Annotated in this window: 26 protein-coding genes; 25 read left to right on the forward strand and 1 reads right to left on the reverse strand. The window is 44.3% G+C overall.

Going from position 1 to position 26,728, the window contains the following annotated elements; all coding sequences use genetic code 11:
• The first annotated feature begins 36 nt into the window (after positions 1-36).
• From ACKQTC_RS07110 to ACKQTC_RS07220, 23 genes are all read left to right on the forward strand, one after another.
• Positions 37-2,088, forward strand: a complete 2,052-nt coding sequence (locus ACKQTC_RS07110; protein ID WP_408977748.1) for a hypothetical protein — start codon at positions 37-39, stop codon at positions 2,086-2,088.
• Between the two features lie 76 nt (positions 2,089-2,164).
• Positions 2,165-3,907 carry a CHAP domain-containing protein gene (locus ACKQTC_RS07115; RefSeq protein ID WP_408977749.1) on the forward strand — a complete coding sequence of 581 codons (1,743 nt, stop codon included), beginning with the start codon at positions 2,165-2,167 and terminating at the stop codon, positions 3,905-3,907.
• 189 nt (positions 3,908-4,096) lie between these two features.
• The gene (locus tag ACKQTC_RS07120; RefSeq protein WP_408977750.1) at positions 4,097-5,314 is read left to right on the forward strand and encodes a phage tail tip lysozyme; all 1,218 of its coding nucleotides are present in this window, start codon (positions 4,097-4,099) and stop codon (positions 5,312-5,314) included.
• 7 nt (positions 5,315-5,321) lie between these two features.
• Positions 5,322-7,706 (forward strand): VirD4-like conjugal transfer protein, CD1115 family, encoded by a 2,385-nt coding sequence (locus ACKQTC_RS07125; RefSeq protein ID WP_408977751.1) that lies wholly within the window; start codon positions 5,322-5,324, stop codon positions 7,704-7,706.
• A gap of 105 nt (positions 7,707-7,811) precedes the next feature.
• A complete protein-coding gene (locus ACKQTC_RS07130; RefSeq protein ID WP_408977752.1) occupies positions 7,812-8,171 on the forward strand; it encodes a type II toxin-antitoxin system RelE/ParE family toxin in 360 nt (119 codons plus the stop codon).
• Positions 8,164-8,448: a helix-turn-helix domain-containing protein gene (locus ACKQTC_RS07135; protein WP_408977753.1), complete on the forward strand. Its 285-nt coding sequence runs from the start codon at positions 8,164-8,166 to the stop codon at positions 8,446-8,448. Before ACKQTC_RS07130 ends, ACKQTC_RS07135 begins: the two co-directional genes overlap by 8 nt.
• A 158-nt stretch (positions 8,449-8,606) precedes the next feature.
• Positions 8,607-9,656, forward strand: a complete 1,050-nt coding sequence (locus ACKQTC_RS07140; protein ID WP_408977754.1) for a hypothetical protein — start codon at positions 8,607-8,609, stop codon at positions 9,654-9,656.
• A 127-nt stretch (positions 9,657-9,783) separates the two neighbouring features.
• Positions 9,784-10,269 carry a hypothetical protein gene (locus tag ACKQTC_RS07145; protein ID WP_408977755.1) on the forward strand — a complete coding sequence of 162 codons (486 nt, stop codon included), beginning with the start codon at positions 9,784-9,786 and terminating at the stop codon, positions 10,267-10,269.
• 1 nt (position 10,270) lies between these two features.
• On the forward strand, positions 10,271-12,835 hold the full coding sequence (locus ACKQTC_RS07150; protein WP_408977756.1) for a VirB4 family type IV secretion system protein: 2,565 nt from the start codon (positions 10,271-10,273) through the stop codon (positions 12,833-12,835).
• Complete coding sequence (locus ACKQTC_RS07155; RefSeq protein WP_408977757.1) at positions 12,832-13,380, forward strand: DUF5697 family protein; 549 nt, start codon at positions 12,832-12,834, stop codon at positions 13,378-13,380. Before ACKQTC_RS07150 ends, ACKQTC_RS07155 begins: the two co-directional genes overlap by 4 nt.
• 2 nt (positions 13,381-13,382) lie before the next feature.
• Positions 13,383-14,069 (forward strand): hypothetical protein, encoded by a 687-nt coding sequence (locus ACKQTC_RS07160; protein ID WP_408977758.1) that lies wholly within the window; start codon positions 13,383-13,385, stop codon positions 14,067-14,069.
• 290 nt (positions 14,070-14,359) lie between these two features.
• Positions 14,360-15,514 (forward strand): hypothetical protein, encoded by a 1,155-nt coding sequence (locus ACKQTC_RS07165; protein WP_408977759.1) that lies wholly within the window; start codon positions 14,360-14,362, stop codon positions 15,512-15,514.
• Between the two features lie 13 nt (positions 15,515-15,527).
• Entirely contained in the window at positions 15,528-15,851 is a 324-nt protein-coding gene (locus ACKQTC_RS07170) for a hypothetical protein (RefSeq protein ID WP_408977760.1), read from the forward strand.
• Between the two features lie 17 nt (positions 15,852-15,868).
• On the forward strand, positions 15,869-16,069 hold the full coding sequence (locus ACKQTC_RS07175; RefSeq protein ID WP_408977761.1) for a hypothetical protein: 201 nt from the start codon (positions 15,869-15,871) through the stop codon (positions 16,067-16,069).
• Between the two features lie 567 nt (positions 16,070-16,636).
• Positions 16,637-17,881 (forward strand): RNA-guided endonuclease InsQ/TnpB family protein, encoded by a 1,245-nt coding sequence (locus ACKQTC_RS07180; protein ID WP_408977762.1) that lies wholly within the window; start codon positions 16,637-16,639, stop codon positions 17,879-17,881.
• 104 nt (positions 17,882-17,985) lie between these two features.
• Positions 17,986-19,575, forward strand: a complete 1,590-nt coding sequence (locus tag ACKQTC_RS07185; RefSeq protein WP_408977763.1) for an Ig-like domain-containing protein — start codon at positions 17,986-17,988, stop codon at positions 19,573-19,575.
• 54 nt (positions 19,576-19,629) lie between these two features.
• Positions 19,630-20,142, forward strand: a complete 513-nt coding sequence (locus tag ACKQTC_RS07190) for a metal-dependent hydrolase (protein ID WP_408977764.1) — start codon at positions 19,630-19,632, stop codon at positions 20,140-20,142.
• Positions 20,129-20,359, forward strand: coding sequence for a hypothetical protein (locus tag ACKQTC_RS07195; protein WP_408977765.1), 231 nt, complete (start codon positions 20,129-20,131; stop codon positions 20,357-20,359). The genes ACKQTC_RS07190 and ACKQTC_RS07195 overlap by 14 nt, the downstream gene beginning before the upstream one ends.
• Complete coding sequence (locus ACKQTC_RS07200) at positions 20,352-20,870, forward strand: helix-turn-helix domain-containing protein (protein ID WP_408977766.1); 519 nt, start codon at positions 20,352-20,354, stop codon at positions 20,868-20,870. Before ACKQTC_RS07195 ends, ACKQTC_RS07200 begins: the two co-directional genes overlap by 8 nt.
• 5 nt (positions 20,871-20,875) lie before the next feature.
• Positions 20,876-21,913, forward strand: coding sequence for a hypothetical protein (locus ACKQTC_RS07205; RefSeq protein WP_408977767.1), 1,038 nt, complete (start codon positions 20,876-20,878; stop codon positions 21,911-21,913).
• 12 nt (positions 21,914-21,925) lie between these two features.
• The gene (locus ACKQTC_RS07210) at positions 21,926-22,285 is read left to right on the forward strand and encodes a hypothetical protein (RefSeq protein WP_408977768.1); all 360 of its coding nucleotides are present in this window, start codon (positions 21,926-21,928) and stop codon (positions 22,283-22,285) included.
• Positions 22,263-23,384 (forward strand): IS200/IS605 family element RNA-guided endonuclease TnpB, encoded by a 1,122-nt coding sequence (tnpB, locus tag ACKQTC_RS07215; protein WP_408977769.1) that lies wholly within the window; start codon positions 22,263-22,265, stop codon positions 23,382-23,384. The genes ACKQTC_RS07210 and tnpB overlap by 23 nt, the downstream gene beginning before the upstream one ends.
• Positions 23,385-23,464: 80 nt before the next feature.
• A complete protein-coding gene (locus ACKQTC_RS07220; protein WP_408977770.1) occupies positions 23,465-23,638 on the forward strand; it encodes a hypothetical protein in 174 nt (57 codons plus the stop codon).
• A gap of 424 nt (positions 23,639-24,062) precedes the next feature.
• Here the strand turns inward: ACKQTC_RS07220 and ACKQTC_RS07225 are convergent, their stop codons facing one another.
• Positions 24,063-24,794, reverse strand: coding sequence for a hypothetical protein (locus tag ACKQTC_RS07225; protein ID WP_408977771.1), 732 nt, complete (start codon positions 24,792-24,794; stop codon positions 24,063-24,065).
• A gap of 144 nt (positions 24,795-24,938) precedes the next feature.
• On the opposite strand from ACKQTC_RS07225, the gene ACKQTC_RS07230 reads away from it, so the two are divergent.
• Positions 24,939-25,607 (forward strand): hypothetical protein, encoded by a 669-nt coding sequence (locus ACKQTC_RS07230; protein WP_408977772.1) that lies wholly within the window; start codon positions 24,939-24,941, stop codon positions 25,605-25,607.
• Positions 25,607-26,344 (forward strand): hypothetical protein, encoded by a 738-nt coding sequence (locus ACKQTC_RS07235; RefSeq protein ID WP_408977773.1) that lies wholly within the window; start codon positions 25,607-25,609, stop codon positions 26,342-26,344. Before ACKQTC_RS07230 ends, ACKQTC_RS07235 begins: the two co-directional genes overlap by 1 nt.
• Positions 26,345-26,728: the final 384 nt, after the last annotated feature.

A 26,728-nucleotide genomic window follows, 5' to 3' on the forward strand; every position in this document is an offset into this window, starting at 1 on the left:
GCTGGCTTTTTCCCGGGCCTCATAACCGGCTATCGGATGTTCCAAGCTATAGCGATAGGGTTAACGCTAGCCATTGCTATTTGGCAGCTCTTTAAGTTTTTTGGTGGGCAATTAACAGAAGTCAGAGATACACCTATCCGGATTCTTATCCGGACCGCTATTGCCGGCTGGCTCATCTTCTTTGGTGGCTACTTTATAGACCTAATCGTTAATATCGCTCAGATACCTTATGAGGCCTTTAGTGACGTTAAGGCCCTAGAAAGCGTAACATCACCATTTGAATTTGATGGCTTTGATCTTGTTCAGGTCCTTTTTGGGACCAGCATTGCCTTGGGCGAGTCGGGAGCAATACTCGCCTACCTTTTCTTAGTTTTCTTGGTGGGCTGGAACTTGCTCAAACTCATGCTAGAAATTGTTGAGCGGTATCTCATGGTAGCTGTCTTAGCCTTCACCGCTCCGCTCTTTTACTCCACTTTTTCTTCCCAGTCTACTTCCGGGATCTTTAAAAAGTTTGTCGGTATGTTCTTTGGCCAATGTGCCATTCTTTCCGTTTCGGCTTGGATGCTCAAGGTCATTATTTCGGGCCTTGCAGGTCTTACAGCAGATGCAGAAGGGATGATTTTCCACGTTATCTTCATCTTGGCTATGTGTAAAATAGCCCAGCGTGTAGATACCTATATGCAGAGCCTCGGCATTGGCGTGGCCTTAACTGGTGAAAATATCTTAGATGATGTTATTGCTGGTAGTCGAATGCTTAGAAGTATGGGCGGCAATAGAGGTGGTGGAGATAGAAAAGAAGCCTTGGGCGCTAATACAGCTGGTAGCCTGTCTCGCTTCGGTGGTGTTTTTGGGGCTGCTTCTAATGCGACTCAACGGATGTTCCAACGGAGCGCTCAAGGAGAGGGCTTCTTAGGTACTTTTAGTCCCAAACAGGTTGGTAAGGATGCCTTAGAAGGGGCCGGTCCTGTTGGTAGAGCAGCATTAGGTCAGCTTGAAAATCGTAAGGCTGGCATTAGCGATAACAATCCTTTAGCCGGCAAGTTTGATGTGACAGATGCCTACAACAAAAAAGCTGCTGAAACTGAAGAAAACAAGGCCAATACAGCTAATGCCGATAACACAGCTCAGGCTCCAGATCCTAATAGTGAGATTAAGTATCAGGATCCGTCTCAAGCTAGAGATGCAGATGGGATTGCCGCCAGTGCCGCAAGACTGTTTGATGAAGAAGATAACCCGGCTGAAGGCGCTGAGAAATTATTTGAGGCAGAGAAAAAAGAGACGCCTCAAGTATCTGCTAATGCTGGTATCGTCAAAGATGACAAGGGCCAGACCGGCCTTAATGATGAAGCCAAGAAGTATGGCTTATCTTGGGATAATAACCATGCTAATAAACAGGAAGGAGAAAGGACCAACCAGATTGAAGGTGACTCCCACAATGTAGGGGCCTTTATGGCCGCTCGTGTTGCAGCCGGAGAGAACCCGGAAGATTTGCAAGCTGCGCTAACAGAAACAGCAACAAACGGCTCTCCCCTTGCAGCAGAAAAAGCCCTTATGCAGCCTGACTATAACCTAAAGGGTAATGATCAGGTCATGAGTGCCATGGTAAGCAATTCCTTCGACACGCAAGAAATCGTTGGTGATGACGGAGACGGGACCATTAGTAACGTAACCGCTACCACAGGCGAAGTAGAAGGCGCTAGACAAGTAACCTTCGATTATACAGACACAGATGGCAATACCAGTAGCTATGAAATTGTTAACTCAGAAGCCATCTATAAAGATGAAAACGGACATAGCGTAACCAAAGAAATCTATCAAGAACCCGGTGTACTGAAGCAAATTCGATCTCGGGGGACTGGGGGAAATTACTATGTTCGCAAGGTGGATGTCGGTCAATCACAAATGGGCGTCAGTACCTCCGGTGGTACGAGAACAGTACAGGCCCCAAGACCGGTGCAAGTGTCTAAACCTACTATAAATCAGAGTAATATGCCTAAGCCTAAAGGTTTTAGACAGCCTATCAATAAAAAAAGCAACACCAATTCCCTAGGGAAACCTAATAACGGTCAACCCGGTAAGAAGAATTAGTATTGCACTAAGTGTATAGTAAACCGCTGATAAGCCGGAGCCTGAGCGCTTCGGCTTTTTTCAAAGGAGGTGTCATATGTCGGAGCAAGATAAAAACCTAGCGGATTCCACAATAGATGACGCTAGAAGAGCCAAGGGCGCTGTCAAGATGGGCAAGAATACAGCCAAAGGGGCTAAAAAGCTATTCGGTGCTAAACAGGCCAGCCAGGCTGTTGCTGCTAAAGGTGCAGGAGCGGCCATAGGTGGCCCTTTAGGACTTCTGTTAACCAGCAAAAAAGCTAGGAAGGTTTCAGCCTTTGCTATTTCTTGCTTAATCACTATTATGGTTGTCTTCCTGTATGCCTTGCCTACTTCCGGTTTTGAGGCCACAGAATCCTATTTCGAGGCCTTTGCAGAGGAGTACCAAGCTAGAGTATACAGCAGCACCGGCAACGTAAAAGTTGCCAAAGTTACTGAAGGCTTTAAGATGGGTTCTAAGGTCGCTAAGGATATCTTTGCTTCAGTCCTCAAGTTGAATGACAATGATGTGGATCCGCAAAGTAAGGATGGCACTGAGCTATTGGTGGTACACAACGAAAAAGCTCAAAAAAAGGCTATTAAGGAAAAGATGGAGGTCTGCCGGAAAAAGGTCGATAAACGGGGAGATGATATTGAAGAGGCTATAGACGATAACGAAGGGGCCATTAAAAAGGCCATAGAAGCCAAGGTGTCTGCGCAAGGAGATTATGACGAGGTTAATGTTAATCTGAACGTCAATAAGTATAACCTCTCTGATATGGGATCCGCTGCTGTTTTAGGCCTATATATGGTCGGAGAAGCCGGCTCTCTTGATCAGGTCCGGCTGTCCTCTGTTGCCAAGTGGTTAGGCTACTATGGCGAAGAACAGGCCGGGAAGAGAACGACCTCTTTTGACATTTATGGCGTTCCCTGTAAAGTCAAAACATGGACCGGGACCTATTTACCCCAGTACCTCTTAGAGCAGAAGAAACAGGAAAAACATAAATACAGAAACTACTTTAGGAGTAAAAATAAAGGGATCCCTAAGAAAGAACGGAAACACACCATGATTGACTACTCGGCCTATTCTGGCCCGGCAACAGACCTTATTGTAAAGACCAAGGTTCCTAAGCCGGAAGAGTGGGATATTACCACCTATACCGAAACAGACGAAGATGGTAATAGCAGAACGATTGCAGAAGTCAACGTTAATATTGATGTAACCCCTAGGGACCTGCCAGAAATTGCAGACCTTATGGGCATGTGGATTGGCAACTTAAAAGAGGACCAATCTGAAGCCATTTCTAAGTTAAGCGTCAATATGGTCGGGTCCTCCGGCTTTGGTATTGATATGGGCGAATACGGTTTCCTTTCCGGGGACTGTATTCCTAGTGTCGTTAAGGGCTTTGATCCGCACGGCAGAGGTTATCAGAAACACTGCACTTCCCATGTATTTAATAGAATCTATCAAGTAACGGGTAAGTCGCTTAACCTAGTAATGGGTAATGGGGGCCAATGGTGGTCAAATGCTCAATCTTATGGCATGAAAGTTAACCGGTCCAATCCCTTCCCGGGAGCGGCCATGTCTATGCCCGGTAGTATACCTGTCTATACTGCTAACGGTATTCACGTCAATCCCGGTGGGGCAGACCTCGGTCACGTTGCCTTTGTTGAAAAGGTAGATGATGACGGAAATGTCTATACCTCAGAATGGTGGGGATTTGAAAATAATGGTGTCATTCACTATGAGAAATATACGCCCCAAGAAGCAGCCAAGTGCTACTTTATTGACGTTATCGATTACGTAAAGAAGAATAGGTAGGTGATCTCCTTGAAAAAAGTCATTTGTGGCTGTCTTGTTTGTTTATTTGCCCTTGCGCCTCTCTCCGAGGTTGCATGGGCGACAGACAAGGCCGATAAAAAAGATAGTACTGCTATTGTAGAAAGCGGATCCTCAAATGAGAAGGAGGCAAGTAAAACAGAAGCTAAAAAGGAAAAGAAAAAGCCGCCTATGAAGCCTGCGGATGCCCTCCTGTCTAAGCGACCGACAGCCAACGGTAAAATGGAAAAAGCCTTTGATGAAGATATAGAAGAACTCAAAGAGGCTAATGAAACCGCCTACGGGTGGGAAGATGACCTTGGTAAAGTCCGGTATTGGAAAACAGAAATCGGCGGAAAGGACATGGTTGACTTTGAACGTCAAGCAGGCTGGCAGGAAGAATTTTTAGGTGACCTCCTTGAAACGACCAGCGAACACTTAGACCTGCAAGGGACTGGTCGGGCCGGAAATAAAAAATCCGGTGCTGCCGAGGTCGTTACTATGGCCCTCGGTGAAGTCGGGACCAAAGAAGAACCACCCGGAAGTGGGATTAATAAGTACACAAAGTGGTTCTTTGGTAAAGAAGTCGAAGAGAAAAAGCCTTGGGGTATAATATTCATTAGCTACCTCATGAATAAGAATAAGCTGGATAAAGATGGCTTTTGGAAAAAGACAGCTAGCAGGTCAGCAGCCTATAAAAACCTAACAAGCACCTTAGGCTTTAAAGCTTACTCCCTTGACCAGCTGGAGAACTTTGGTGGTAACGCCTATAAGGCGAAACAAGGTGACCTCTTATTCTTCGGAGATCATATCGGCCTTGTGACCAGTGCAAGCTCCGGTTTGGATATTGTTGTTGGTGACTATGATAGCGAGGTCAAAAAACTCTCCGTCAAAAAAGATGATGAAGAATTTAAAGACGCTGAACTGGTCGCTATGGAATATCCTAAGTCTGACTATACAGACGGTGACCAAGCACAAAATAAAGAAACCGTATTCCGCTTTTTGACGGATGAAATGGGTTATTCAGCAGCAGCCGCTTGTGGCGTTATGGCCAATATCCAGCATGAAAGTGGCTTTGTTGCAGACATTAACGAATTTTCCGGTGGCGGCGGCTACGGGATCTGTCAGTGGACCGGTGGCAGGCGGACAAGCCTCGTGAACTGGTGTAAAAGCAATGGTTACTCCGAAAAGACCCTAGAGGGGCAGCTTTGGTATCTCAAACACGAAACGGAAGGTACCTACGCTAAGATTAACGACTATATGCTTAGAATTCCCAATACCGCTGACGGAGCCTATGAAGCCGGTCGCTACTGGTGCGCAAAATGGGAAAGACCCCTTGATCAGATTGGTCAGCCCCGGTCAAGAGGGCAAATGGCTAAGAATAAATACTGGCCGACCTTTGGGCGGTGATTGAGGTATGGGTGGAGATAAAAACCAACAAAAAAGAAGCGTTTTTGGTATCGTTATATTTACTCAAATTGTAGCTGTTTACTTTTCTCTTGTCCTAGCTAGTATTTTCTTTTGGCAGGAGCAGACCTATAATCCATTTAAGTTAATGGCTCAGTGTCGTATTGAGGGATTTCCCTTCCGTATATTTGCCATTCTTGAGGTGCTACTCCTTGGTTTCATGATCTATGGCTTCTATGATTTTCGAGTGAAATATTCAAGCGATCTCTTAGGGCGGAATTTTAGACTACCAAAAGAACGCAACTCTTACGGTGAGAGCCACTTTGAAACGCCTGAGGAATTTAAAAAGGCAGCTCTTGTGCAAAAACCTGAAGATGCTTACGGGACCATTTACGGACAAATGGATAAGAGCGGTAAAGAGTTAATCAACCGCCGGATGGATAGCACTAACCGTCTTAATTCTCATATAGCGGTAGTTGGTGCCAGTGGTACTGGTAAGACATATACCTTTACTAAAAACTTTATCTTTCAAGCAGTTAAACGGCGTGAATCTTTAATTTTAACGGACCCCGACGGGGGCCTTTTTAGGGATACAGCTGGCTACCTTGAAGATAATGGGTATATTGTTAGGCGCCTTGATCTAACAAAGTTATGGCTGTCTGATGGATGGGACTGCATGAAATCCATTAAGCCCGAATCAGTAGAGTTGGATGCCCAGTTTTTTGCCCAGACCGTCATCTCTAACGTCAGTGATGATATGACCAGTATCTATTCAACTGGTCCGCTTTCTCTTTTAAAAGCTTTGGTGCTAAGAGTATTTTTAGGGCCGGACTTTAAGACAAAGGACATCAGTACAGTCTATGGGTTAATACAAAATGAGGGTGGGGAGGCTTACTTGGATAAGCTTTTCAACCCGGACTACATGCCAATTGAGGCAAGACCGGCTCTGGGTCCATACCTCTCCTTTAAACAGGGGTCTCCTAATTTGCGAGGTAACTTAATTACAAATCTGGCCACGCAACTACAAATTTTACAATCCGGGACAGTAGGCTCAGTACTTTCCCAAGACGATATTGACCTTGAGCTTCCAGGCAAAGAACTCTGTGCCTACTATTGTATTTTTCCGGATTCGCACGACACCTATAGGTTCATAACCTCTCTCTTTTTCTCTATGCTGACCACTCGTTTAGTTAGTTTAGCTGATGAGCAGGAGGCGAACGAATATCACGGTGCCGGGGAACTACCTGTGCCGGTAAACTTTCTGTTAGATGAATTTCCATCTATTGGTATGTTACCGGACTGGGATAGAAAAATGTCTACTATCCGAAAAAGACGTATTAATGCTACGATGATTTTTCAGGATATTACCCAGCTGCAAAACCTGTACCCTAATACCTGGGTAACCATTTTAGCCAACTGTTCTACCATGATTTCACTAGGGATTAATGACCAATATACGTCAGACCTTTTTACAAAAAGGCTAGGAAACATGACCGTAGAAGCTAAGACAGATCAGTATATGCGAGACTTCAGTAGGAGTATGATGGGGATGACCGGTATGGATACGCATAGTCGCTCCTCAATTGGCGAGGGACGCAGAGCCCTACTGTCATTAGACGAACTTTTTAAGGTAGATGAGGATAGGCTCCTTATCGTCTTTCAAGGACATGATCCGATTCTTGCCTACAAGTACCCACACGTCTTGCATCCGGAAGCGAAGAAGCTTAGAAAGATTTATCAGGCAGACCTTGCTCCTTTTTGGGACGTTGAGGCTCGTAAGCGCAGAAAAGAAGAAGAGCAGATTCGGTTGGAGGAATATTACAAAAACCACCCTCGGGCCTTTGAAGTAGATAGATCCTATGAACAACCGGGCCTATCTTCTATGGGAGCCTCCGCTTTTAACAGGTTAAGCGACCTTAAAGAGGAATTTGTGGAGCGTTTTATCGAAAATCCAACGAGAGGCAAGAAACCGGCCCAATTTAAAGAGAAAAGCGACCTCAAGGGGGATAAGTCTATGACGGATTTTAAAGGCTGGATAAGTGATTTTAAACCCTTAAATACAGACCTTGTAGAAGAAAAAAGCAGTTTTCAGCTAGAAAGCAAAGTTAAGACCACAGGATCTCATGAAAAGACAGGTAAAACAACTAGAGTTGTGGAAAAAAAAGTCGTTGCACCCGTCAAAAAAGAAAAGCCGGTAGAGGTTCATCCTAAAGAAGCCGAGCCGGTTATATTCAAAGAAATATCGACAGATAAAAAGGAAAAATACAAGGCTCAAGAGAAGATAGAAGATAAGCCTAAATCCTTTCCTAAAGCAAGAAACGTCGGTTTTGCTATCGGGACAGGGGCAGATGACAAGGAAGCAAAATCTAGTGAAATAGCGAATCCCTTCGGGTGAAAAATAACCTAAGAGAGGTGGCTTTTTAGCTGCCTCTTTTTTGCCATCATGGGACTTGACGGACATAGGATATATCCTATAAAATAAAGCTGTAAGGAGTGAATGATGAGCAATTTTGCTGTTGAATTTTTTGAAAAAGAGGACGGGACCTACCCAGCAGAAGAATTTATTTTGTCGCTAGATATCAAGATGAGGGCGAAAGCGTTTAGAACTCTAGAGCTTTTAGAGTTAAAAGGGAACTTTCTCAGAGAACCCTACTCGAAACACTTAGAAGATGGCATATTTGAGTTAAGAATTAAGCAAAGCAATAATATTGCTAGGGTGCTGTATTTTTTTGTTATTGGGAATAGAGTAATATTAACGAACGGTTTTATTAAAAAAACTCAAAAAACGCCCACTAAAGAAATAGAGATTTCAAAACAGCGCAGAAAAGAATTTAAACAAAGAAGTGAGAAAAATGACTAAAAATTTTAGAGAAACCCTTAACGAGCAAATGCGAGATCCTGAATTTCAAAACGAGTGGGATAGCCTTGATGTGGAGTTTCAAATTATTAAAGCAATGCTTGACGGGCGATCTGAGCAGCAGGTAACGCAGAGTGAATTATCTCGCTTAACTGGTATTGCACAGGGGGATATTAGTAAAATAGAGAATGGAGGTGCAAACCCCTCAGTAAAAACATTAAGCAGATTGGCGAATGGTTTGGGAAAAAAACTAAAAATTACTTTTGAAAAAAGTCTATAGGTGAATATAAAAATAGAAGAGGTGGCTCTTTAGCTGCCTCTTTTTTTTATGAAATCACGATAAGATCAGAATGCCAAATCGTTGAACATAAACTATAAACATGGTATGATGTTTATAGTTACTATTGCCCTTAATCCCTTTAGAAAGGAACGATTTATATGCCGAAAAATGAGCAAGAAAACCTAGAAAGAAGCGAGCCAACAATCCGTAATATTAGACGGGATGGCCGGATGAGATCAGCCCTGCAACAGGAATTTATTACTAAGTGGAACGCTGTCTTATCCGCTCAAAAGTATGGAGAATTTTTATACGGGACCGTTTCAAGCGTAACGACTTTTTCAGCAGGAGAGGTCAGTTGTGCTGCCCTAGAAGTTTTAGTAGACGGGACAATTAAAGCTACCATTCCCTTCTCAGAAATCTTTAGAAACGGGGAGGACGTTCTCAACTTAAACGCTGTAGATGCCTCAACTGAAAAGGGCAAGAAGGAAATTTTAAACCGGCAGAAGGCTTTTTGTGAAAGACTTTATGGTTTGGAAATCCCCTTCCTTGTCAAAGAAACCTATGCCGACAGGGCTGGAGATTTAGACCTGCCAAACGACTACTTTATCTTGGGGTCAAGAAAAGATGCCCTCCTTGAAATGGAAAAGGGGAACTTTGATCCCGACCACCCTCGGATTTTAGAAAATGACCTCGTTAATGCGACTGTCGTTTCAGTCAGCTACCGAGGCCTTGTGGTCAACGTAGAAGGCGTAGACGTTCGTATTCCCAGTAACCGGGTCACAGGCCGCTACCTAGAAAACTTTAACGAGTTGGAAGACTTATATCAGGTGGGGGATGAACTCCCGGTCATCATTACAGACGTTAGTCACAATGAAAAAGGTCAAGTGACCCTCCAAGTAGATGCTAGATCAGCCCACAACTATCTTAAAAAAGCCTACCAAGGCACCCTCTTAAAAGAAGGTCAACAATGCCTTGCGACTATCTCAAATGTCGTGACCAAGGATGCCGGAAAAATTACCGTATTCCTTTATCTTGACCAGTACGACATGTCTGCTTTTACAGGCGTTGTCCCGGCAAGTGCCATTCAAAATGAAGGCTTAAGAGCCGGTGATGTTGTCCGAGTAACAGTTATTGGCTTTACTGATGACGGTATGGTCTATGTTCGTATTCGGTCTATGCACAAGAGGGCTGGCAGAACACTAAGATAAGAAAGGGGCGTTTCCATTGATTCAAGATGAGCAGCCCAATGTCTATAACATTCCGGAAAATTTTATTGACGAATCTCGCATTATAAAGGGCCTTTTTAAGACAAGAAACTTTATTGAGGGGGCTTTAATGGCCCTCTTTGTAGCCCTCTTTGCTTGGTTCATTCCTATTGAAAATATCAACATTCGTCTTTTTGCTATCGTTACCTTGTGTATGCCTTTCTTCCTCATTGGCTACCATGGCTTTAATGGCGATCCCTTCTCCGTTGCGGTTAATAATATCTATTCATGGCTACAAAACCGTGGCGTTATGCTCTATAACTCACGGACACAGGCCCTTGCCAAGGCACCCTTAGATGCCATGATGGAAAGTGAGGTCCTGCAAGATAAGCTTGTTGACGCTTGGGACACCGCTATTGAAAACAGACGCAGAAGAATGGCCGCCAAGCCCTTGATCGAAGGGGAAACCTTTGAGTTTGCAGATGATGAAGAACTATTTGGCATTTATGCAGACAGTAAACAAATGAAGGGTGTCGGCGTGTACGACATTAACGAGCCGGCCGGACTTGTCCATGTTGGCCGCTTGCAACAAGAAAAAATAGAAGGGGGTAAATAATATGGACTTTAATATGCCTTTTTTAAAAGGGAAAAAGGATCAGATTGCCCGACCTAAAAAAGAAAAAAAGTCTAAGAAAACGAATAAAAAACAAGAACTTGAACAGATTGTTAGTACCCAGTCCTTCTCGCCCATTCGAGACGTTAAGGACGGGATCATCATCACAAAAGATGGCCGCTTTGTTAAATTAATGGAAGTCATGCCTATTAACTTTAGCTTGCGGTCTTATAGTGAACAGGCAAGTATTATTTCCAGTTTTGCTAAAGCCTTGCGCAATATGCCGAGTAATGTTCAATTCAAAGTCGTATCAAAACGAGCAGACGTTAGTCAATTCGTGGACAAAATTAAAAATGAAATGGCCCTAGAAAAAAACAGCCATTGTCAAAGACTGCAACAGGAACAGATTAACTTAATCTCCTCTGTTGGATCCAGTCAGGGCGTTTCTAGGCGGTTTTTTCTCATTTTTGAGTACGAGCAAAAGGTTGGATTCCAACACAGACCAACCTTTGATCAGGTCCGAAGGGAACTGGAAAGAGAGGCAAGAAATATCGCCAACGACATTAGCGACTGTGGTAATGAAGTCGTTTCCGTCAGCGATTCTGATGAGTACATTTTAGAAGTTTTGTATTCCATCATGAGCCGCAGTGAATCCTCTATTCGGTCTGCAAGGGACCGGGAGTATGAAGTCTTAGGCCGGTATGCTGCCGGCAACATGGACTTTACTCGGAAGGATTTACATATCCCTGTGAACGATTTTATTGCCCCCACCTTAATAGATGACCGGTCCAGTCCAAGGTATTTGGTGGTAGATGACCTCTTCTATATGTACTGTTATATTCCCGGCGGTTCTTATCCGGTCCGGGCCTTAGGTGGCTGGATGCTCTTACTCATTAACATGGGTGAGGGTGTTGACGTGGACTTTTGGGTCAAGAAAGAAAACATAGCCACCACACAAAGAAAGTTACAGTACCGCTTGCGGTGGAACAAGGTTCGGATGAGAGAAACCGAGGACACCTCCCAAGACTTTGAAGACTTGCATGGAGCCATTGAGTCCGGTTACTACCTAAAAGGCGGACTGTCAGCAGGGGAAGACTTCTGCTACATGGCAACCCTTATTACTATTACCGGGCATAGCCTACAGGAAATTAATTACAAATACGAGGCCATTAAACGCCATTGTATTAGAAACGATATCCGGATTAAACCCTGTCATTTCCAGCAGTTGGAAGCGTGGCAATCTTCCCTTCCAATTTGTAAATGTGACCCCGGTATTTGGGCCAAGGGCAGAAGAAATGGACTGACAAGAGATCTTGCTTCAGCCTATCCCTTCGTCAGTTATGAATTGGCAGACGAGAACGGGATCCTCTTGGGGGCCAACTCCAACAACGGGTCCTTGGTCTTTGTTGATGTCTTTGACACTTCAAAATACAACAACGCTAACATTGCTATCTTAGGTTCTTCCGGGTCAGGGAAAACGTATACGCTTCAATGTATGGCCCTTAGAATGAGACAAAAACAAGTCCAAGTCTTTATTATTGCTCCCTTAAAAGGGATTGAATTTGAAAGGGCCTGTGCTGCTATTGGCGGCTCTTTTATCCGGATTGCCCCCGGTAGTGGGAACAATATTAATATTATGGAGATCCGCAAAAAGACGGAAAGCATTGATGATTACGATACGGATTTTATCCCCGAAGAATCCATTTTAGTTAAAAAAATCCAACAGCTTCACGCCTTTTTCACCCTGCTTTTAAAGGACATTACCTTTGAAGAACAACAACTTTTAGACGAATCTCTACTTAAAACTTATGCCAAGTTTGGCATTACACCGGAAAACGATTCCCTCGTTGACCCGGAAATAGGGGAGTATAAAAAGATGCCTATTTTAGGCGACTTGTATGAAACCTTACGTGAAATGGAGCGGACAGACAGCCGACTATACGGGGCGCTTACCCGGTATGTTACCGGCTCTGCTAAGAGTTTTAACCAGCCCACCAATGTCAACTTAGACAACAAATACGTTGTCCTAGACGTTTCTTCCCTCACAAAAGAAACCCTTCCCATTGGGATGTTTATTGCCCTTGATTACGCTTGGGATAAGGCGAGAGAGGATCGAACGAAGAAAAAAGTTATTTTCATTGACGAAACATGGCGGCTTGTTGGACCCGGTTCTTCTGAACTAGCAGCAGAATTTGTCCTTGAAATTTTTAAAGTCATTCGTGGTTACGGTGGTAGTGCTGTCTGTGCTACACAGGACCTAAACGACTTCTTCGCTCTTAAAGATGGGATGTACGGGGCCGGTATTATCAACAACGCTAAGACAAAAATGCTCATGAAAACAGAGCCTAGAGAGGCCTCAGTTGTCGCTCAAGCTATGGACCTAACAAGGGAAGAAGCAGAAGAAATTAAAGGCATTAAGAGAGGGACCTGCCTCTTAGCAGCCAATACCAACCACGTCTTTATAGATATTAAAGCTTCTAGAACAGAGCATGACCTCATTACAACTGACGCTCAAGAGTTAAGAAGATTAGCCCTTGAACGGATGGCCAAGGAGGAACTAGTCGAATGATTTACGAGAGTCTGAAAGATAATATAACTGCTTTTGTTGACGCTGTTGGCTTCGTAAAAAAGAAACAAGTCGTTCACCTCTTCAGCGATCAAGCCGACAAAAATACGGTGGGTCAAACTGTAAAACAACTCATCCGTCAAGGCACTTTACGAGAAGAGGAAGGATCCCTTCTCACAACCGGCAGGGCCATTAAGTTAAATAGTTCAATGCTCAAAAGAAAAATAGATGCCCTGTGGGTCGTTGCTTCTATAGGCAGTCAACAAATCATAGATCTTTCAGAGATCTCGTTTCCTAGGTGCTTTTTAATCCTACTGGCCAATGGAAAGTCCGTGGAACTTTCAGCCTGCGGTAAATATCAAGAGGCCTACATGGCACAAAAAAAACATGACTTAGAAAAAATTAAGGGCGGTGATGACGATATGATCTACACCGTCCTAGTGCCAAGTCGTGACCTTGGAGATAGCCTAGAAGACTTTTATTTCAGCAACTTTTGTCTGTTAGATGAAAATAAAAAGCCTTCTTTTTACTTGTGGAAAGGGGAATAGTATTGTCCGATTATAAAAAAGATGAAGACACAGAAAAGATGTTGCAGGCGATAAAATGCTTGCGTATAACAGACAGATTGATTCAAAAAATTGACAACTATGGCCGGCTCTTGGGCCTTGTTCCTAAAGAAAAACGTAGGGGACAAGAGCAAATAAGGCCCACACTTTATGAATTAAACAGAGAAATTACCAAGCTGGTTTATGATGAGGACCCCTTCTTTTTTAAAGAAGAAGAGGCTAAAAAATATACAGAAGCTGACTGTTTTTCAATCAAAGGCAGCTTTAAAAAAGATAAATATATAATTCAAACGCCCCTCTTGCCCTCCATCTATAACAAAAAAACTGGCAAGGTATTTAGCAATCTTTACGTTGATGAAGTGAGCCTTTTCTTACGCTCCAACGAGAAGAAAATCCCCAAGTTCGATCAAGCTAACATAGCGGTTGTTTCAGTCCGAGAAAACAATAAAATCGGCGTGGACAACGACAATGTAGATAGCAAAGCCATTGTAGATGCAATTGCTTCTCACTTAAAAGGCGGTGATAATCCAAGAAGTTGCAGCTTCTTTTTAGCCTCCATTTTTGATGATTTCCTCGAAGAAGGGACCTACTTTATCGTCACAGAAAACTATGGACAGCCCCCTCATTTAGAAGAAATAAGGGACTGGATAAGCGACATTCAGGAAGATTAATAGACCTAAGAGGCATAAATAAGGCTCAATAAAGTGTAGCCAGACTAGAAATAAGTGGAAGGGGGCTACAAAATAAGTAACCAATACAGTCAATAAACCCCTGCAAGAACTGCAAAAAATATCGGAAAATCGAAAACGGCTTTTTTGCACTAAAATACCACTATTTTGCAGGGGGAAGAAAGGCTTTAAATAGCCCATTCCATCTATTTCAGCTAGAGAAAACAGGGGCCTTTATAAAGCCAATTCCTTGGCAGCCCTTTTGTCCTCATATTATAAAAAGGAGGGATTTCATGACCAAAAAGACAAGGCTTTTGCTCCTGCTTTTCTATCACAGTCTAGTGTCAGTTCAGAGCCTACTAGCAGTAGATAATTCAGAGCGTTCCACCTACCAGACCCTAAAGAAGCTAAGGCAGGCCCAATACATCAAGCCCCATCAGCTAACGTACAAAGTAAATGGCAGGCCCATCAAAGAGAACAGCTACGTGATCACCCTAGAGGGGATAAGAGCGCTCAAGAGAGAGAAAGACCTTCCCCGGGCCTACTACCCCGAACTGATACAAGCCCTAGAGATACCGACCAGCCTCAACATAGTAGGGAGTGGGAATAGTCACCAGCGGTTATCCGAGTATCTCGGCAAGAGTAGAGCCTCCGTTTTTTCAGCCCTCATGGGCGCAAGGTTCAGCCCCTTGTATCTTTACAAAGGAGCTGAAATCCCCAACTCATTAGGTAGCCTAGTAAGTGAAGCCGCCGGCAAGCTAGCAGACCCAGAACCTGACCTTCAGCCCCAAAGCCCCTACCGGTTTGTGAGCTACGACCACATCTTAGAGGAACTGATCAAGCGAGGATTGTATGATGCCCAGTACCGCCTTGGACGTGAAGTCGGGATAATAAAGAGTAGTAACAGGTCCTTGCTCCTGTACGCAGGAAGTGAGAGAGGGTTAGGGTGGAGCAAATGGCACCTCAAGTGCGAACTACCGGCCTACTACAAGTACATGGAAGAAGTAGCGAATAAGTCCCTAAACCGTGAAGCATACGCAGCCATACTTTTTCCCAGCCCCAAGATTTTCAGTGACATATTCACCGACAAACGGAGTAAGCGAAAAGAGAGCGGCAAGCTGGGAGACCACATAGATAAACTGTACGCCTTTCCCGAGAGCCAAGCCGGAATAGCCAACGCCAAAGACTGGCTAGACTATGGAGAAGGGTTAACCGAGAGCCTCATTAGCGCAGCCATAGAGCAGGGAGCCTATGAGAAGAACGACAAGCGGCTCTTTCCCCTAAAGCTTAGAGGGCAAGACGTATACATCAGTCCCTACCTAAGCTACAGCGACCTAGAAGAGCTAAAAGGAATCTCCAGCCCCTTCAGGATCCTCTGCCAGCCATGGCAGGAAGCCTACTATCGGAGAATCATGCCCGACAAAGCCTACGACCACCTCTATATATAAAGGAGTGATAACCATGGATAAGAAATCCATCCACAAGAAACTAATCCCCCTCGCCCTAAGTACAGCCCTTCTAATAGGCGTAGCCCCCCTACCCATAGAAGCAACAGAAGTCCTCCCAATTACCGAGAGCCAAACAGTCAATATAGAAACCATTAACTACCAGCCCCTAGCCTCCAACCAAGAAGTCACAAGCGAGAGCGAAGCCGACATCATCACAGACGGACAAGCAGAAGTCAAAGAAGAGAAAAGTAAGAAACACTTCTTTATTCTCGGCGGCGGCCTCTTAGCCATCATGATGATCACCTACCTCATAATCGGCCGAGTGAATAAAAAATAAGAAAGGAAGCCCCCAGCATGGATAGCCACCAAGAACACCTAAAAAAGCGACGAGAGTACTACCGGAAGAACTGGAGCCATATTCGCCAACGGGACAACGCCAACGCCAAGCGGCTAAGGCAAAAGCACCCCCAGGAGTACAAAAAGAAAACCCAAATCTACCTAGATAAGAATAAAAAAAAAGAGACAAGCACAATAGAGATGCAGCCCTTGACCTAAAGAATAACCCCGACTACCGCAATATTATCAACCGCCTCGTAAAACCCCTGGCTTCAGCTATGGGGATATAAGAGGCAAATGGTAAGCATATAGGGAAACCTGTATGTAGCGGTACGCAAGTACCCTCTAACACCTGAATTGCTGGAATACCCTAAAGCCGGACTGGCTACAACGTAAGGATGAAAAGCCTAAGCGTGAAAGCAGCGAAAGCAGAAAAAACAGTCCGGATGGCATAAGGTTAAATCCTAAGTGCCGGTTGCAGAGTGGGCAATCAGCAGGCAAGCCCCGAATAGGGGAAGCTTCAACGACTATTCCTCCTGAGGGAAGTAGGTTCAAGCGAACCGAAGTGGGTGTACCCAAACAGGTCAAGCTGTGGGACGAGATATAGTCTGTGCTTGCAGGAAACTGCAAGAAGTTCATAAGAGAACTGCATGGGAACTAGCGAGCCTATGTGAACTAGGCCTCCAAAACGGCCTAAAGACAGGTGGTTCAAACACCACTACTGTATAGAACATCCGTTCTCTTTCGTATATAATAAAGATATACAAGGGAAAGGAGGTGTTCACCATGTATCGCACACTAAGCTGCTATATTCGTTCCCTTAATAAAGACGAATACGAGTCCCTAAGAGAGCTGTGTCGGTACAGCAACAACCTTTACAATGTAGCCCTTTACAATATCCGCCAACATTACTTCAAGGAGCAGAAATACCTGAACTATGAAAGCAACTATCATCTTTGTAAAGAAAACGAAAACTACAAGATGATCCAAGCCGGAGTAGCCCAGCAAACCCTGAAAGCAGCGGACCGCAGTTTTAAATCCTTTTTTGGCCTGCTGAAAAAAGCAAGCAAGGGCGAATACCGCCATAAAGACATACGGATTCCCAAATACAGGGAAAAAGGCGGTAGCTTTTCTTTAATCCTGCAGAAAAATGCGATTAACATCCGGAAAGGGAAAATCAAAGTACCCATGAGCAGGGCTTTTTCAAAAACACACAAGCCCATCTACCTCACCCTTCCGCCTATCCTTGAAGGCAAAGTGATCGAGGAAATTCGCATCATCCCCATCTACAAGGGAAGGTACTTCAAGATCCAGTACTGCTACAAAGAAGAGCCTCTTCTGTTAAAACAGGATTCCGGAAAAGCCCTAGCCATTGACCTGGGCGTTAATAACCTAGCCACCTGCTTAACAAGTGACGGGACGACGTTCATTATGGACGGACGTAAACTGAAATCCATTAACCGCCACTGGAACAAGCGTAAGGCTAGACTACAAAGCATAGCCGCCAAACAGGGGCTTAAAACGACCAAGGTCATCCAAGACATAACCATAAAAAGGAATAACCGTTGTAAAGACTACATTCGTAAAACCGCAAGATATATCATCAACTACGCCATAGACCACAAGATTGGAACAATCGTCTGTGGCTATAACCCTGAAATGAAAAAATTCCTAAAGCTTGGAAAAAAGAATAACCAAACCTTCACCCAAATAAGCTTTAGCGATTTAAGAAACAGCTTAAAATTCCTTTGCGAATACTACGGCATCACCTACATGGAACAGGAAGAAAGCTATACATCCAAAGCAAGCTTCCTAGACCAAGACCCCATGCCTGCCTATCCGACAAAAGAAAACGCAAGCTTTTCAGGGAAACGGATTCATAGAGGACTATACCAGACCTCTACCGGTCAACAGTTGAATGCTGACGTTAATGCAGCAGCCAATATCCTGCGTAAAAGTAATGTTGTGAGCTTAGAAGCTCTATACAGTAGTGGCGTTCTGGGTACGCCAGCAAGAATAAGGGTTACCTGACCATTCAGGTGGAAACATAAAACCAAACTTCTTGTGAACTCCCTGCCTTTAGGTATGGGGAGGCTCAGTGCAGCCCTAGAAGAAGAGAAAGGAGGGCAAGAGTAATGCAGCTATACACCGACCAAGACCTAGAGCAAGAGAGCATCCCAATGCTTCAGGATAAAGACAACGCCCAACTCTACCGGGTAACAATGGGCCAAGACAACTTTCTCCTGCTCAAGCTAACCAGCGAGAGCGACAACCCCATCCACGTTATCCTGTCATCAGGCGACCCCGATAAAGCCCAACTCTTTCAGAACCTAAGAGATACCGCCAACCCCGTCCTAGACCAAGCCCAAGTCAAACAAGGCGAGAAAAGAATAGACTACCAGTTCATCATCAAAGAAGAACCCCCCCTAACCGCAGTTGACCTGAGCGAGAGTAAAGATAAAGAGCGAGCCATCTTCCACCTACAAGTAACAGCAGCCCTTATTCAGATCAACGCATGGCTGAATGGCCTAGGCAGTAGACTGGGTAAAGTCAGCTATGATGACCTCTGCCTGTCACAAGCAACAGGAAATATTTTGCTCCAGTCCCTTGTTTACGACCCAGAAGAAGAAGCCCTATATTATAACCCACCCCTAGAAAAAGAAGTCGGCTCTGAAACCGCCTACCTGTGTGGGCAATTGTGGAACAGACTGAACAAAAAAGAGCCAACCGAAGCCCCCAATATAAACGAGCTGCCTAAGATCCTTAGCAAAGAAAGCCAAGAAATGCTAGAGCAGCTTATCCTAGGCGAACCCTTAAATAACGAACTTATTTATAGCCAACTCCGTAACGAAATCCAACTTCTTTCAGCACCCCCCGAAGAGAAGAAAAGCGGACTGAAAAAGAAACTGGCCGGGAGCAAAGAGAAAGAAGCCAAGCCCAAGAAAAGGAAGAAGAACCTACCACCCCTCCCCCTTTTAGTCGCCGGCGGCCTCCTTATTTCCCTTATGCTCTTCAGGCTCGTCAGCTGTCAGGCCCAAGATGATCCCGAAGATACCAGTTCCACCATGGAAACCAGCGAAAGTAGCCAGACAGATAGTAGCGCCGACCTCGACTTTGAAAACTCCAGCCTGTCCGAACTTGAAGAAAGACAGGAAGAAGAAGATGCCGCCCGTGAAAAAGAACTAGAAGAAGAACGGGAAAAAGAAGCCGCCGAACAGGAAGAGAAAGAAGCAGCTGAAAAAGCCCGTCAAGAACAGGAAGAAGCCGCCAACGCCAAAGAAAAAGAAAGAGATAACGCCTACAACGACCGACTCAAATCTCTTGAAAAAAGAAGTAGAGAGCTTGACGCAAGAGAAGCTAAGCTCCGGGACATGCAGAACCAATTAAGTAAGGCCCAAGCCAACGTGCAGGCCCAAAGCCAAGCGAATAGACAGGCCCAACCTGCTCAAAGTACCCAAGGAGCGCAACAACCTACCCCGGCTAAGCAATCGGGCCTCAAAGCGAGTACCAGCGAAGGCTTTTCAGTCAGTCCCTCCACAATTACCCTCGCCGTTAACGGTAAGGAAAAGCTGCTGCCGAATAAGACCTGCATTTGGTTAGTTGAAGATACTAGTATTGCTACCGTTGAAAAAGGCACCGTTATTGGCCATGCTCAAGGCAAGACAACCATAAAAGCCCAAAGCCTGAAAGGGGAGACTTATACGATAAACGTGACAGTTAAATAAGCGGATGTTGAGATTAAAATATAATCATTGTAACCAATGGAAAGGAGGTATCATATGCAAGGCAGGACCCACCTTGTAGGTGGACTGGCAGTGGGGCTGGCCATGCTTAGCCTAGAGCGATTTCAAATGCCCATGGAAGACGCCCTCGTCTGTCTGGGAGCAGCAGCAGTAGGGAGCCTCCTCCCCGACATAGACACCCCGGAGAGTAAACTAGGCCACCTCGTTAAACCCCTAGCCCTTATCCTTAACCGGACCACAGGCCACAGAGGCCTCACCCATAGCCCCCTCTTTGTTGCCATCTTATACCTACTCCTCGAAGCCATTATTCCCGGCTTTCATGACCCGGCCCTCTTTTTTACAGTCGGCATGCTTAGCCACCTTGTATTAGATATGCTCAACCATAAAGGCGTACCCCTCTTGTACCCCTTGCCCCTAAAACTTCATATTGCCAACCTAAAAAATGGCAGTATAGAAGAATTTACTATCCGAATGATCCTCTGTGGCACCTGCTTCTTGCTGTGCCTACACCTCGTTATGGAGAAAGGAATCCCTTATGAATTACTTTAATCCTGATTACACCAAAGAAAAAATAACCCTATTAAATAAACTCGCCGAAAGTCACCTAGAACGAGCAGAACTCCTATCTGAGATTGCCCTCTTAACAGCCCTCCTAGCGGATGCCCAAGGGGCAGAAAAAATAGTCCTGCATGAAGAAATAATCTCCCTAGATGACCTAGAAACCTTTTTCCAGTCCCTCTTCGACAGGGGTGGTAGCTTTGACTGAAGAAGAAAAAATAACCGTCTGCCTAGAACGACTGAACCACCGGAGCATATATGACATAGCCCAGACCATAGGGATTACTAGCCAAGGAATCCATAACTTCTTAGATAAATTGCCCGGCGTAAAAGGGGAGTGTAGCATCCCCCCTATTCCGGATAGCCTCGCCAAGCGAGTGATTACCTACTACTTCCTAGGCTATACAACCCTAGAAATATCCGAGAGGCTAGACCTATACCCCGGCGAAGTCATAGATGTATTTTCAGCCCTAAAGACCAAGAAAAACCCGGCCGTTCGCAGCAAATACTACCCGGCTGTTACAGAATGGATGAAAGAAAATGGCTACACCATCAAAGAATTTGGTCAGGCCATAGGCGTTCATCCTAATAAGCTAAGTGCTATTTTACGGGGCGAGTACAGAAACCATATGACCTGCAAAGTTGCCCAGAAGATTAAAAGCTTTACAGGCCTAAGCCTGAAAGAGATCTATAGCGTTCAGCTGAATAAAGGAGAGTAATCACCATGAATAAAGCACAAAAAAGACTTTTACTCGTAGTCGCAATAATCGGTTGTGTGATCCTCGGCTTTATCTTGGGAAAGATCCTCTTGAAACCTCCGGAAGTGGAAGCACCCAAAGAAGAACCCACTAACGAAACAGCAGAACTCAAGGCAGACCCCAAATACACCAATGATGAGGTCGTCCAATACAACTTCGGTAAAGGCACCTTAAAGGCCGGACTGGGGAAAAAGATTAAAGATGACCACATTTACCTGAACCTAGATAGTGATTACAAGGGCAATATTGGCTACTATGTCGAAAGCGACCGTGTTCCCCTAGAACTTAGCCGGGGCCAAGACCAAACCGCTGATACCGTTGACCTATCCAAAGAAACCAACGTCATTATGCGGTCCCCCTACTACCAAATAGACCTAGGACCTAGCCGCTACCTAAACGAGAAAGATTACGGCATCCGCTGGCAGGATGACGAACTCTATGACGGGAAAAGAGGCGGTGCCACCATTAATATCCGGGGCATTGACCGGGAAAGCGGTGAACTCCTTTTCATTGCAGACCTAACCATCAGCTATAACAAAGAAACCGGAGAATACCGCTTAGATACGCTAAAGAGCGCAGAAGTCCTAGATAAACAGAATCTTAGCCCTAAAGAAAGAGATAAGGCCCTCCAAGAGGCAACAGACTTCGTTAATGACAAGCTTGAATTAGACCTACCGGAAGGCTGGGAAAAAGAAGCTAAAGAAAAGGCCATCTGCCATATGCACGAGATGACCTATTTCCCTCGCTACCTAGATACAGAAAAGAAAGTAGCCTACAAAAGAGACATTACTACCTGCACCAATACCGTAGCAGTCAACCTGCCCCTGCCCCCGAACCGGTATGGCTTTGTAACCGTCTACTTTGCACCTAAAACCCAGCTGATTGGCCTAGAAAAGCCGACAGCCCCCGGAGAAGATGACCTTAATCTGAAACTCATAGGCTATGACCCCATCTATCCTAAAAACCCACAGACCGCTATTGCACCGCCACGATTCTATGATTAAGGAGGGATTAGCGTGGCAAAAATCCTAGATACAGCAGAACAAAAAGAAGCCCTAAGAGAAATAACAGAAGGGCTGAAAGTCATTCAAGATATAGACAAAGTTTTAGCCAGTTCCAGCCCCCTTTGCCTTGGTATTTTAAGCGACAACAAGCTAAAAATAAGCCTAGATACCCATACCTCCGAGAGTGGTCAAGTCGAGCGCCTGCTGGGAAAATTAAGGGCCAAGATAGCCAAGAAAATACCTGCGCAAGCAGATAAATACCATATTGGCCTCTCCGAAGAAGAGCGGACCCTTATTAGCGGCCCCTCGAAGGAAGAGAAGGGTGTAGAGGATAAGAAGGTAAGAAAAAATGCTGAAGTCACTAAAAATTAGGATCTATCCTAATAAACAGCAAGAAGAACTTCTCAATAAAACCTTTGGCTGTGTCCGGTTCATATACAACCACTACTTGGATCAAAAAATTGGCCATTACAAAGAAACGGGGACAAATTTAAGCTATGCGTCCTGTTCAAAGGATTTAACGGCATTAAAAAAAGAACTTATTTGGCTAAAAGAAGTCGATAAATTTGCATTACAAAATGCACTCAGAGGTCTTGAGGCCGCCTATAAGAACTTTTTTGAAAAGAGAAGTTCATTTCCGACCTTCAAATCTAAAAAGCGGAGTAAACCATCTTACAAAACAAGCTTTACCAATAACAATATCGAAATTCGAGACAATGCAATAAAACTACCAAAACTAGGCTTTGTTCACTATCGAGACGCTACAGTCATCAAAGAGAAAATCATCAGTGTTACCCTGTCAAAAACAAGGACAGGTAAATACTTTGCAAGCATTACTTATGAAAAAGAAGACGTCCTGCGACTTGAAAAGACCCATTCACACATAGGTATTGATGTAGGTATTAATGATTTTCTCATTACCTCAAGTGGGGAAAAAATAAAAAACCCCCACTTCTATAGATGTCTGGAAAAGAAACTCGCTAAAGAGCAAAGGATTCTTTCCAGGCGCTATGAACAAGCCAAAAAGGAAAACAGACCCCTCTCAGAATGTAAGAACTATCAAAAGCAAAAACGAAGAGTTGCAGCGATACACGAGAAGATAGCGAATCAAAGAAAAGACTTCTTGCAAAAATTAAGCACCGATATCATCAAAAGCCACGATGTAATCTGTGTTGAAAATATCAACGTAAAAGGTCTTCTCCAAAAGCACAAGCTAGCAAAATCTATTTCCGATGTATCGTGGTCAGAATTTATTCGACAACTTGAATATAAAGCGGACTGGTACGGCAAACAAGTCATCAAAATCGATCGCTTTTACCCGTCGAGTAAAACCTGTCATATCTGCGGTCATAAAGAAGACTTAACCCTGTCAACAAGAGAATGGCAATGTCCAAGTTGTCACACAATCCATGACCGAGATATCAACGCAGCGGTTAACATATTGCACGAAGGCTTAAAACAATTAGCTTAACATATACAATAACCCTAGGAACTAGGGGGATAGCTTGGTAAATTTACGTAACCGCTGGTTTAGCGAATGTTAAATCAAGTATGCGTATTACCCAAGAACCCCGTGACTTTAGTCGTGGGAGGTTCAGCGTCAAATGGAACGAGGAGCAGATTAATACGGCCCAGCTTCTAAAAGCCTTTGGCCAGCAGCCCCTCTTTGGCGATAAGCGTGCTAAAACACGCTGGCTTGTATTCAAAAAGCCAGAGGTTCAATAAAAAATAGCCCTGCACTCATTGTGTAGGACTGAAAAAGAAAGGTTAAAAAATAGATAAATTTATAAAAAGGGTTGACAGTAAACCCCAATGATGGTATGATGTATTTAGATGAGATTGGCCTATCTCATCAGGTTCATTAGATAAAAATCTGCGATTCATTTTTTATCTCCTTTTTTTCATGGGAAGCACCCGACCGTTTTGCTCCGGTCGGGTGTTTTCTTGTCTATAAAAATAAACCATAAAAGGTAAAAATTCAGCAAAAGGATGTTGACAAAAAACCATAAAGATGGTATCGTATAAATAGATAAAGACCTAGCCCTTTATCTTTGCAGGTAAATTCGCTCATTTCTGCATTTCTCCTTTTTTTCTCATAAAGAAAATACCCGATTGGTTTAATGCCAGTCGGGTATTTTCGTATGCTCTTCTATAAAGCCACATGGCCCAAAAGTACGCTAGGTCGGTCCTCGTTAAAGTAAATGATGTAGACCCCGTTAATGATGAAGTCCTTCTTGCCCGGTACAACAAAGGTAAAGTAGGAGGGGATATCATCACTTGTTGCAAAGACAACCTTAGTCCGGTTTCTTGCCTTGGAGGGCTTCACGTCAACAGCTGATACCACCTGTTCTACAATCTTCCCGGCAGCAAATTGGAGTTTTGTTTCCAGCGCCATGTAAAGAAAGCAGAGGGAGATCACTATCCCCGTAAGGTAACTAATCCGCTTCTCCGTTATGGTTAGAAAAATACAAAAGAGAAAAACACCGAGGGCCATAAGGTACTGCATGAGGACCTTCTTTTGCAGCCCGGCAGGTAATTCAGTTGTCCGGTAAGTACGGAAGCCCGCTAAAATCTTTTTTTTGAGGCCTTTAACCCATACAGATAGGTCAGCCATAGCGAGGCCTAGTTTACCATTATTTTCTTCTCTGGGCGCTTCCTGTGGGGTTTCTAAGGACAGGGCTTCCTCTTCCGGCAGGTCCTCTTGAGGCGCAACCCCTTCATCTTCAGCATAGTCAGTAATCGTAAGTACCGTTCCTGTTAGTTCCCTACGGTCATCCATGAGGTAGAGTTTCTTGTTTTCCTCATCATACCTACCCTCCCGTGTTAAGGTGCCAAAAGTAAAGACACGTCTTGGGAGCAGGTAAATTTCTTTTGTGGTCATGCCGCACCTCCTGTAAAAACAAACATATTGTACATAATAATATCATACCATTTTAATTGCTTAAGGTCTACATATTGTTGACCAAAAATCGCAAAGATGGTATTATGTTGATGAAGTATAGCTATTCGAAGAGGGAGGATATACATGGCAATCGCAGAACGTGAATTAGTAGATAAGACTGTTGAAGCCGCCCTATATCAATACGGAGAAAAGACAGATCCCCAAACCCTAGGGGCCTTTAAGAAAAAGTACTGGTCTAAGAATAATAATACAAATGATGTCCGGTCTATGACCTATGATATGCTTTTAGATTTTACTCACTTTTACGAGATAAGCTTGAAAGAGGCCCTTCGTATTGCAGGCATTGATTTTCCAGACCTCGAAGGGGAAGAGGCAGCATTTCTCGACTTAGCAGAAAAGGTGGACGAGGCCGTTTTACCCCATATAGAAGCCAGCCTAAAGCGAATCCTGCCGGAGTGCTGGGAAGAGACCGTAAGCCTCACCCCTACCAAGCGAGTAATGGAATACATAGACAGGTCTACCATTCCTCGCCGCCGGCATTTTCAGAACCAGTCCCTTCAGACCGCTTGGGAAGACAGGACAGCATCTACCACCCTAGGGACCAAGGACCTGCCGGAGATTGTCCGTGAATTAAATTTGACCCTTTCCTGGATTTTAAATACAAGAGAGCCAACCGGCCTTTATACTGATAACAGTCAAGTTGAGCGGATCCTGAACCTCTTTATTTTACTCCAGCCCTATGCAAAAAAGACCCTACTTGAGGCCTTAAAAGCTATTCAGGAGGTGGGCTAATGGAATTATTAAAGGCATGGCATAATCTCCCTGAAGAAGATAAATACAAGGCCTCCATCCCTATAGCCAAGATCCTGCGTAATGATGCCTCCGGGAGAGTAAAGGACTTAATAGAAGCCCAAGGGAAGACTGCCAGTTACATATCTGAACAAATAGGCGTTACCCGAGGCGGCCTTTCCCGGAATTTAAAGGGTAATTTTAATTGCCCCCTAGACAGCCTGCGCATATTGGCCTACCAAGAGTTTAACGTCAGCATTCACTATATATTCTTTGGAGAAAAAGGGACCAGCCAACTGCCGAGACTCTTAGAAGAAGTCATGGCAGCAGAGGACCTGCCTAAGTTAGAAGGTCGACTGGAGGATCCGACAGTGGCGCCTCCCCTCCTTTACAGGCTCACAGAACTGGCTCAGGATAGAGGCCTACCCCTGCCGAATCTAGGTGGTCTAAAGGCTTCTCAGGACCTCAAAATGACCTTTCGTAAACTAGAAAAGAATCCGGACTTTACCCCAAGGATAAATTTTTTCATCTTCCTAGCCATGTACTTAGATACCTCCATGGACTACCTCCTTGGGAATAACTACGCCCGGTTTACGGACATATCTGTCCATGGTAAGACTATTCGGGATAAGGACCGGTTGGGGTTTCTAAGGTGCTACTTAGAGCTGGATAAAGAAGAGCAGGTGAAGGTAGCCGGTCGTGTCCTAGCTGGGGACTGGCAAGAAAAGGGCAAAAGGTAGACAAAGGTCCTTTCAGTCCAAGAAGACATGTTTATATATAGGCACGCCTTAATGGCGTGTTTTTCTATCCATAGATGTTGACTTTAAAAAATAAAGGTTGTATAATGTGAATATATTAATTTTCCGGAGGCTATTGTAATTTCGGTAGGCAATAGTAGGATCCGGTGACGTGAACCGAGGCGTCTTTATTATTGTGCCGACCAGTGTATTTGCTGGCCGTAGTCCTTGCGAGTAATTGCAAGGAAGTAACCCTTAATTGGGAATAATGGGGAAGTATAGATAGGGACCTTGTGTCCATTTTTAAGTTAATCAAGAGATATGTAAGAAAGATTTTCTTTCAAGCGTATCTCTTTTTTTATTGTCAAAAGTAAGGTATACTGAAAG

It is taken from the genome of Peptococcus simiae, assembly GCF_046097595.1.
GTDB lineage: Bacteria > Bacillota > Peptococcia > Peptococcales > Peptococcaceae > Peptococcus > Peptococcus simiae.

Bases quoted from the DNA above. Each gene is read 5' to 3' on its own strand.
- ACKQTC_RS07110 (WP_408977748.1), top strand. From the start codon at position 37: ATGTTCCAAGCTATAGCGATAGGGTTAACGCTAGCCATTGCTATTTGG.
- ACKQTC_RS07115 (WP_408977749.1), top strand. From the start codon at position 2,165: ATGTCGGAGCAAGATAAAAACCTAGCGGATTCCACAATAGATGACGCT.
- ACKQTC_RS07120 (WP_408977750.1), top strand. From the start codon at position 4,097: ATGAAGCCTGCGGATGCCCTCCTGTCTAAGCGACCGACAGCCAACGGT.
- ACKQTC_RS07125 (WP_408977751.1), top strand. From the start codon at position 5,322: ATGGGTGGAGATAAAAACCAACAAAAAAGAAGCGTTTTTGGTATCGTT.
- ACKQTC_RS07130 (WP_408977752.1), top strand. From the start codon at position 7,812: ATGAGCAATTTTGCTGTTGAATTTTTTGAAAAAGAGGACGGGACCTAC.
- ACKQTC_RS07135 (WP_408977753.1), top strand. From the start codon at position 8,164: ATGACTAAAAATTTTAGAGAAACCCTTAACGAGCAAATGCGAGATCCT.
- ACKQTC_RS07140 (WP_408977754.1), top strand. From the start codon at position 8,607: ATGCCGAAAAATGAGCAAGAAAACCTAGAAAGAAGCGAGCCAACAATC.
- ACKQTC_RS07145 (WP_408977755.1), top strand. From the start codon at position 9,784: ATGGCCCTCTTTGTAGCCCTCTTTGCTTGGTTCATTCCTATTGAAAAT.
- ACKQTC_RS07150 (WP_408977756.1), top strand. From the start codon at position 10,271: ATGGACTTTAATATGCCTTTTTTAAAAGGGAAAAAGGATCAGATTGCC.
- ACKQTC_RS07155 (WP_408977757.1), top strand. From the start codon at position 12,832: ATGATTTACGAGAGTCTGAAAGATAATATAACTGCTTTTGTTGACGCT.
- ACKQTC_RS07165 (WP_408977759.1), top strand. From the start codon at position 14,360: ATGACCAAAAAGACAAGGCTTTTGCTCCTGCTTTTCTATCACAGTCTA.
- ACKQTC_RS07170 (WP_408977760.1), top strand. From the start codon at position 15,528: ATGGATAAGAAATCCATCCACAAGAAACTAATCCCCCTCGCCCTAAGT.
- ACKQTC_RS07175 (WP_408977761.1), top strand. From the start codon at position 15,869: ATGGATAGCCACCAAGAACACCTAAAAAAGCGACGAGAGTACTACCGG.
- ACKQTC_RS07180 (WP_408977762.1), top strand. From the start codon at position 16,637: ATGTATCGCACACTAAGCTGCTATATTCGTTCCCTTAATAAAGACGAA.
- ACKQTC_RS07185 (WP_408977763.1), top strand. From the start codon at position 17,986: ATGCAGCTATACACCGACCAAGACCTAGAGCAAGAGAGCATCCCAATG.
- ACKQTC_RS07190 (WP_408977764.1), top strand. From the start codon at position 19,630: ATGCAAGGCAGGACCCACCTTGTAGGTGGACTGGCAGTGGGGCTGGCC.
- ACKQTC_RS07195 (WP_408977765.1), top strand. From the start codon at position 20,129: ATGAATTACTTTAATCCTGATTACACCAAAGAAAAAATAACCCTATTA.
- ACKQTC_RS07205 (WP_408977767.1), top strand. From the start codon at position 20,876: ATGAATAAAGCACAAAAAAGACTTTTACTCGTAGTCGCAATAATCGGT.
- tnpB (WP_408977769.1), top strand. From the start codon at position 22,263: ATGCTGAAGTCACTAAAAATTAGGATCTATCCTAATAAACAGCAAGAA.
- ACKQTC_RS07220 (WP_408977770.1), top strand. From the start codon at position 23,465: ATGCGTATTACCCAAGAACCCCGTGACTTTAGTCGTGGGAGGTTCAGC.
- ACKQTC_RS07225 (WP_408977771.1), bottom strand. From the start codon at position 24,794: ATGACCACAAAAGAAATTTACCTGCTCCCAAGACGTGTCTTTACTTTT.
- ACKQTC_RS07230 (WP_408977772.1), top strand. From the start codon at position 24,939: ATGGCAATCGCAGAACGTGAATTAGTAGATAAGACTGTTGAAGCCGCC.
- ACKQTC_RS07235 (WP_408977773.1), top strand. From the start codon at position 25,607: ATGGAATTATTAAAGGCATGGCATAATCTCCCTGAAGAAGATAAATAC.